This is a genomic window from Nocardia sp. NPDC050799, from assembly GCF_040654015.1.
Classification (GTDB): domain Bacteria; phylum Actinomycetota; class Actinomycetes; order Mycobacteriales; family Mycobacteriaceae; genus Nocardia.
In genome coordinates, this window is the sequence record NZ_JBFAHF010000005.1 from 269,554 (window position 1) to 276,983 (window position 7,430).

Below are 7,430 nucleotides of genomic sequence, written 5' to 3' on the forward strand. Positions count from 1 at the left end.
GAGCGCACCGTCGATGATCGCACCGCTGGGGTGACCGCGGGAGTGACGATTCGCCCCCGCGCGGTGTGCGGCGCCGGAGAGCTTCGCGGCGTTCGCGCACGAGCGACCCTCGCCCAGGCGGGGCGCCGACGTATCAGTCGTTTTCCGCGAAGGCGAAGATCTCCCCGATCCGGGTGGCGACCACGACCTCGCCCTGGGCGCCGACCGCGGTGCCGGTGGTGGTGCCCTGGGCTCCTGGCAGAACATCGGAGTCGAGGGTGGCGCCCGTACCGGTGTCGAAGGTGACCAGGTTCAGCCCGGTGCCGATGGCGGCGGTGACGTAGCCGATCCCACCCGCGGTCTGTACGGGGCTGCCCCGCAGCGCGAGATCCTTACGCTCCCAGACCCGTTCGAAACTGTCACCGGTGTCCCGCAGGGCGAGCAGATAGCCGTCGTCACCGGCCGGAATGACCAGGCCGTCGTCGGAGACAGAGATCCCGCGGCGCGGCTCCCAATCCAGCTGCGCCTCCCACTTCGGGGTGCCGTCGGCGGTGTTCACCGCGATCAGGCGTTTGCTGTTGTCCCCGACATAGAGCGTCGCGCCGTCGGCGGACAGGGCCGGATCGGTGGCACTACCGCCGGCCAGGATCTCCCGGCTCCACTCCTGCTGGACCTTCCCGTCGCCATAGCGCAGCGCCACCAGAGCGGCCTTGGACTCCCCGGGCTTGCGGACCGTCGCGTAGATCCGCCCGGTGCCGATATCCATCGCCGCCACCGTGGCGACCGCGCAATCCGGGCCGCCGGTGCGGCAATCCTCCAGGCCGGCGCCGGCCGGCGGCCAGTCCAGATTCGGTGACTGCAGGAAATCGGGCTGTGGCAGCAATTGCTGCGTGGGGACCATCCGTTTGCCGGTCTGCCGTTCCAGCACGTCGACCTGGCCGGACTGGGTGATCACCAGCAGATGACCGTCCCCGGTGAACTGCATCCCGACCGGCACGCCCGCCACCGGTGTCCGCCAGCGCGGCTGGCCGAGCAGATTATCCGATTCCACGCCGCTGTCGAGACCGACGTACACATTGTTCGCGCCGTCGAGCAGGGTGGGCGAATAGACGGCATTGGGACCCAGCGGATTGCAGAAACGCTTACGTCCCGTGGGCATCTGATAGGAGAAGATATCGCATTCCGCGTCGGTGCGGCTGGTGGCGAAGATCTGCCCGTCCGACCCCACCGTCAGCGGCTGCACGACCGGCCCGCCCACCGGCCGCGACCACTGCAGGCTCAGCGCCTGCGAACCGGTCACCGCGGTGGTGCCGCTGTTGCGGCTCTCGTGCCCCGGCGCGGGCCAGCCCAGGCCGCGGCCGACGGTGATGTCGTCGACATCGGTACCGCAGGCGGTGAGCACCCCCAGGGCGGCCACCGCCGCCGCAAGCCAGGACACGGTCCGTACGCCGCTGCCGATACGCACCTGCTGGTCTCCTCTGTCGTCCTGTCTCCCCGAGCCCACGTGTGTGGAAGATTAACGGAAGGGTATAGGCCGGGCCTTCCGAGCACGAAAGTAGGCTGTTCGGCAGTACTGGCAGCACAGGATACGAGGAGACACGTTCGTGACGAGCATGTGGGGCGCACCGCTGCGCTCACGCTGGCAGGGCTCCCGGCGCCGTGACCGGCGGCAGGCCCGGTTCCTCACCCTCGACTCGTTGCGCTGGGTGCTGGCCAACCGCGCCTACACACCCTGGTACCTGGTCCGCTACTACCGCCTGTTCAAATTCCGGCTCGCCAACCCGCACGTGATCCTGCGCGGCATGGTGTTCCTCGGGCGCAATGTGGAGATCCACGCGACCCCCGAGCTCGGCCGGCTCGAGATCGGGCGCTGGGTTCATATCGGTGACGGGAACGCCATCCGCTGCCACGAGGGCTCGCTGCGGATCGGCGACAAGGTGGTGTTCGGCAAAGACAATGTCGTCAACACCTACCTCGATATCGAGATCGGCGAATCCACCCTGGTCGCCGACTGGTGCTATATCACCGACTTCGATCACCGCATGGACGACATCACCCTGCCGATCAAGGACCAGGGCATCGTGAAGAGCCCGGTCCGGATCGGCCCCGATACCTGGATCGCGGCCAAGGTCACCGTGCTGCGTGAGACCCGGGTCGGCCGCGGCTGTGTGCTCGGCGCGCACGCCGTGGCCAAGGGTGAGATCCCGGATTACAGCATCGCGGTCGGCGCACCGGCACGGGTGGTGAAGAACCGGAAATCCACCTGGGAGGCCGGTGCGGCCCAGCGGGCGGCGCGGGAGGCGGCGCTGGCCGATATCGCCCGGAAGAAGAGCGGCGTCACGCAGGAGGCGTGAGCCGCCGCTACTTCACCGCATCGATCTTCTTGACCACCCGCTGCACCGTCAGCCAGGTGCGGGTGGTGATGTCCTTGCCGTAGGCGCGCTCGAGCCACGCCATGAAATTCGGCGTCTTCGGCGTGCTGTTGTCGATGACCGAGAGAAAAACACGGGCCGCCGCGTCGTAACCGATGATCGTCGTGAGCGGATCGTCGCCGGCGGGCGTCGCCGGCGGGGCTTCGCCCTGTTTCTTGAAGAAGGTGGCGGTGAGATAGGTGCCACGGCCGTGGATGAAACCGGCGAACGGGTCCCGGTCGAGCAGATCGCGCAGTTCGGCCTCGGTGCGAATGATCGTGCCGCCGGGGATCCCGAGTTCGGCGCTCAGCGCCTCCTGGATGCGATCCTCGAGTTCGGCGCTCCCGGTCTCCTCGGTCGCGAACACGATATTGCCGCTGGACAGCACCGAGGCCACCGATTCGAAACCGAGCCCGGTGAATACGCCGCGCAATTTCTCGTTGCTCATATTCGGGTTGCTGGGCATGATTCCCCGCAGTAGCGCCGCGTATCTCGTCATGTGCCGACCGTAGCCCAGCCAGGCGACAATCCAGACCCCTGCGCGCGGCCCGCACGGCCCCGCCTCACGGACGCGAAGCCTCGCACAGGAATACGGTGGCGGTGGTGCCGATGCGCGTGATCACGAGCGTATACGGCCGGGATCCGGTGAGCTTCAGACGGCGGCGCAGCATATCGGGGTCGAGATCGATTCCGCGGACCAGGATTTCGAGCGGGCCGCAGTCGCGACGACGGAGTTCGGCCCGCAAGACCTTCTCCCGGAGAACGCAGCGGTCGACGATCCGGAAACCGCGCATGCCCTCCGGGATACGGTCACCGGTCAGGTAGGCGATCCGCGGATCCAGTTGCCACAGACCGTGGCGGGCCGCGTAGTGCCGGACCAGCCCGGCGCGGACCACCGCGCCGTCCGGGTCGACGATCCACTCCCCCGGCTCGCGTTCCGGTATCTCGCTCGGATCGGCATCGGTCAGGGTGGACGCCGAACCGGCGGAGGTGAGGACGGTGGCCCGGCGGCCGACACCGGGCTCGCGCAGACCCGCCGACCACAGGCAGGCTTCGCGGACCCCCCCGTCCAGTGATACGACCTCGATCTCGCCGGCCCAGCCCAGCCGGTCGAAATCCAGTCCGGGAGCGCATTTCACGACCAGATCACGACCCGCGTACACCGACAGCAGATCCGGTAGCGGCGGTTGCAGCGCGGCCGGATCGTGGGTGCGTTTCCCGTCGGCCCGGCGACCCGGATCGGCCACCACGACCGTGCCGGATGTGCACGGGGCCAGGGCGTCGGCGCGTACGAGCACAGTATTCGGCATCGCCCGGGGCACCGTGGGGCGAGGCGCTGGCGAGCTGTGTCGGTCCACCTCGCCCGCGGCACCACCGGAGCCGAGCCCTCGGGGCCCTGGTTCGCCACCTCTCCGCTCTGTCCCTTCGACGGCTTCGGCCACAGAGACGCCCCTGTAGTGCGGGGGTGCTGCTGTCGCGGCAGCAGGTGGTATCGGGACCGGGTGGGTCAGATTGTGGCGGGCCATGGCGAGCCGGATCGGGTCCAGGTCGCTACCGACCACCCGCGGGCACACACGGGCAAGTTCGGTCAGCTCCGCGCCGATCGAGCAGGTGACGTCGTGGACATCGCGACCCGCCAGCCGGCCCGCGCGGTGGCGGGCGACCAGGGTCGGGGTGGCCTGCTGTACCGCGTCGTCGGTCAGCAGCCAATTCTGCGCACCGGACAGTTTGGCCGCGGCCCGGCGGCGCAGGCGGACGGTCTCGAGGAGCGCCGGGGCGCGCTCACCGTAGGCCCGGCGCACCGCGGCCACATCACGGAGTTGCGAGGCGGCGGTGAGTTCCAGTTCCGCTACCTCGGCCAGCGCGGCCGTACCCGCGGCCGAGCCGAGGTAGCCGATATCGGCCGCGCTGAAGCCGTACCCCACTATTTCCCGGCGGCGGCCGGTTTCACCCCGGTGATCATGGCGTTGTAGAAGAACTGCCGCGGCACCACCCGGCGCATCACGTTCTCGTCCACCCAGCTCAGCCCGAGCCAGGCGCGATACATCGCCATCCGGTAACCGAAGGTGAGCTTCTCGTCCGGAACGGCCGCCTCGAAGGTCCGCACCGGCCAGCCCCACAGGGCGGCGGCGAATTCCTCGGTGTGCGCGGCCACGTCCACCGCGCCCGCCGAGCGCGCCATCTCCTCGAGCTGGGTCGGGTCGAAGGTGTGTAGGTCGACCACGGCCTCCAGTGCGGCGGCCCGCGACGATTCGTCCAGTTCCTCCTGGGGGCGGCGCCAATTCCGCAGGAATGGGAGTTTGGTGACGGCGGTGGTCGCCTTCCAGGTGATGTTGCCCAGGTTGCGGGCATAGAGATTGCCGAGGGTGGTGGGTTCGCCGGCGAAGACGAAACGGCCGCCCGGCTTCAGCACCCGCAGGCATTCCCGCAGCGACTGCTCCACATCCGGGATGTGGTGCAGCACCGCGTGTCCGACGACCAGGTCGAAGGTGTCGTCGTCGTAGGGGATGGTTTCGGCGTCGGCGACCCGGCCGTCCACATCCAGGCCCAGGTGTTCGGCATTGCGCAGCGCGACCTTCACCATGCCGGGCGACAGATCGGTGACCGAACCGCTCTTCGCGATCCCGGACTGCATGAGGTTCAGCAGGAAGAAACCGGTACCGCAGCCCAGTTCGAGAGCGCGCTCGTACGGCAACTCCGCGTCGGTGCCGACCGCGGCGTCGAACCGGCCGCGAGCGTAATCGATACAGCGTTCGTCATAGGAGATCGACCATTTGTCGTCGTAGGTCTCGGCTTCCCAGTCGTGATACAGCACCTGGGCGAGCTTGGTGTCCTCGAATGCAGCTTCGACCTCCGCGGCGGTGGCGTGCGGATGGGGTGCGGGGTCGTCGGGGCGTACCGTCATGGTCGGAGAGCCTAATAGGTGTTGCCGGGCGCAGCCCATCCGCAGTCGCGCACGGCCGGAGCCAGGCGTAGGTACGCCTACCCTTTCCCGGCCGGACTTCCGATACCGCCGGGTAGGTTGCGGATGACCCGCGACTCGTTCAGCGCCCGGTGAATACGGCCGACCCCGGCCCGTCACGCAGGTAGGAGCGGGTTCCGAGGCGCTGGTCGTCGGTGGTGAACAGCTGCGCCCACTCGGTGCGGGCCCGTTCGGGACCGTGCGGCCCCGCCTCGAATACCGCCTTGGCGGCGGCCAGCGCCCGCGCCGGCCCGTCGGCGAACCGGCGGGCCCACTCGATCGCCGCCCCCAGGACATCGTCGGGCGCGACCACCTGATCCACCAGACCCAGCCGCGCCGCCTCGTCGGCTTCCACGAAACGTCCGCTGTACACCAGATCCTTCGCCGCCCCGGGGCCGATCAGCAGCGACAGCCGCCGGATCCCCGCGAGTGGAATGAGCCCCGCATCGATCTGCGGGAATCCGAGCTTCACATTGTCGCCGATGATCCGCCGGTCCGCCCCCAGCGCCAGCTCCAGCCCCGACCCGAGGGCGTAGCCGCTGATCGCGGCGACCGTGGGTTGCGGAACCGCGGCCAGGCAGCCCAGCGCGGCCTGCAGATCGCCGGCCATGGCGGCGGCCTGTTCGGCGGGCAGCCCGGCCAGCTCGGCGAGCTCGTCACCGGCGCAGAACACCCGCTCGTCCCCGTAGACCACCAGCGCGGCGACCTCCGGATCGGCGCCGCAGGCGGTGGCCGCCGCCGCGATCTCCCGGATCAGCTGGGTATCGAACAGGTTCATCGGCGGGCGGGCGATACGCAGCACCGCCACACCACGCCCGGACCCGCTCGCGTCGCCGGCACGGGACAGAGTTACGAATTCCGCCATGGACGGTTACGCTACCGGCCGCCGGCGGCACCGCCCGCATTCCCGGAGCCGCCCAGCAGCGACGGATCGGTATCGCGCATCCCCTTGGACCCGACCAGCCGCGACGGGTCCGGCAGATCGGCGAAGTAGCGCATATTGTCCGGGAACTGCAGCAGCTGCTTACCGTCCACCGCACCGAACACCGGCTGGATCGGCTCGATCGGCGGTTCGGCCGCCAGGATCCGCGCGGTATCGGCATAGCCGGCCAGCGACGTCAGCTGCGACCAGGTCGGCGGCAGCAGCACATGCTCACCCGCCCGCCACGTCTCCAGCGCCGCCGCCGGAGTGGACCACAGCACCAGATCGGTTTCGGTGGTCGCACCGTCGGCCAACTGCCCCTCGGGCAGCACCGCCACGAAGAAGTTGGTGTCGTAACGGCGACGCTCCACCGTCGGAGTGATCCAGCGCGACCACGGCCGCAGCAGATCGGCACGCAACACCAGCCGCTGCTCGGCCAGGAACTCCGACAGCGTCAGATCCCGGCCCTCGATCCGCTCCCGCTCCCCGCGGTAACCCGTGGTATCGGCGACGACCGACTCGGCGGTGGGCCCGGCCAGCAGCACCCCGCACTCCTCGAAGGTCTCCCGCACCGCCGCACAGACCAGCGCCTTGGCTCGGGCCTCGGACACCCCTAACCGCTCCCCCCACCAGCGCGGCGGCGGCCCGGCCCAGTCGATGGCCACCTCGGCGTCGACGGGATCCACCCGGCCGCCCGGGAAAGCGGTCATCCCGGCGGCGAAATCCATCGCCCCGGCCCGCCGCTGCAGGAAAACCTCCGGGCCTCCGGCGCCATCACGCACCAGCATCACGGTCGAGGCATCCTTGGCCTCGGGCACCCCCGCCGCCGAATCCGGCACAGTCGTCTCACTCACCCTTCGCACATTAGCTGTGTTGTCGGTGCGCCGGTGCGCGGGGATGAGCGCGACGGTGCACGGGAATGAGGAGGGCGGTGCGCGGAGATGCGGAGGGCGGGCGAGTTGGCGAAGGTGCAGATGCCGACCGGCTCGTGAAGGTGCTGTGTTTTTGGCGGCGCCTCCGGCGCCGCGGGGTTGAGGCCCCCTTGGTCTCGCCGTTCAGGCCTCGAGACTCGCGCTTCGCGCATGCGCTTCGATACCGGATGCGACTCGGTATCCGGAATCCCGGGCGACGATGCCGGCAGCCCGCCGGTGCAGGC

At 69.5% G+C, this 7,430-nt stretch carries 7 protein-coding genes; 1 reads left to right on the forward strand and 6 read right to left on the reverse strand.

What is annotated here, in order from left to right:
• Positions 1-133: 133 nt before the first annotated feature.
• The gene (locus tag AB0H42_RS08250) at positions 134-1,444 is read right to left on the reverse strand and encodes a PQQ-binding-like beta-propeller repeat protein (RefSeq protein WP_357051645.1); all 1,311 of its coding nucleotides are present in this window, start codon (positions 1,442-1,444) and stop codon (positions 134-136) included.
• Between the two features lie 139 nt (positions 1,445-1,583).
• Between AB0H42_RS08250 and AB0H42_RS08255 the strand changes: the two genes are divergently transcribed.
• Complete coding sequence (locus AB0H42_RS08255; protein WP_357051648.1) at positions 1,584-2,333, forward strand: acyltransferase; 750 nt, start codon at positions 1,584-1,586, stop codon at positions 2,331-2,333.
• Positions 2,334-2,340: 7 nt separating this feature from the next.
• On the opposite strand, the gene AB0H42_RS08260 is transcribed toward AB0H42_RS08255, so the two are convergent.
• The 5 genes from AB0H42_RS08260 to AB0H42_RS08280 all read right to left on the reverse strand — a co-directional run bounded on the left by AB0H42_RS08260 (position 2,341) and on the right by AB0H42_RS08280 (position 7,062).
• Positions 2,341-2,889, reverse strand: coding sequence for a DUF1697 domain-containing protein (locus AB0H42_RS08260; protein WP_357051651.1), 549 nt, complete (start codon positions 2,887-2,889; stop codon positions 2,341-2,343).
• 64 nt (positions 2,890-2,953) lie between these two features.
• Positions 2,954-4,315 carry a class I SAM-dependent methyltransferase gene (locus AB0H42_RS08265; protein ID WP_357051653.1) on the reverse strand — a complete coding sequence of 454 codons (1,362 nt, stop codon included), beginning with the start codon at positions 4,313-4,315 and terminating at the stop codon, positions 2,954-2,956.
• Positions 4,315-5,295, reverse strand: coding sequence for a methyltransferase domain-containing protein (locus AB0H42_RS08270; protein ID WP_357051656.1), 981 nt, complete (start codon positions 5,293-5,295; stop codon positions 4,315-4,317). Before AB0H42_RS08270 ends, AB0H42_RS08265 begins: the two co-directional genes overlap by 1 nt.
• Positions 5,296-5,434: 139 nt before the next feature.
• Positions 5,435-6,217: an enoyl-CoA hydratase-related protein gene (locus AB0H42_RS08275; protein ID WP_357051659.1), complete on the reverse strand. Its 783-nt coding sequence runs from the start codon at positions 6,215-6,217 to the stop codon at positions 5,435-5,437.
• Positions 6,218-6,228: 11 nt separating this feature from the next.
• On the reverse strand, positions 6,229-7,062 hold the full coding sequence (locus AB0H42_RS08280; protein WP_357051698.1) for an NUDIX hydrolase: 834 nt from the start codon (positions 7,060-7,062) through the stop codon (positions 6,229-6,231).
• Positions 7,063-7,430: the final 368 nt, after the last annotated feature.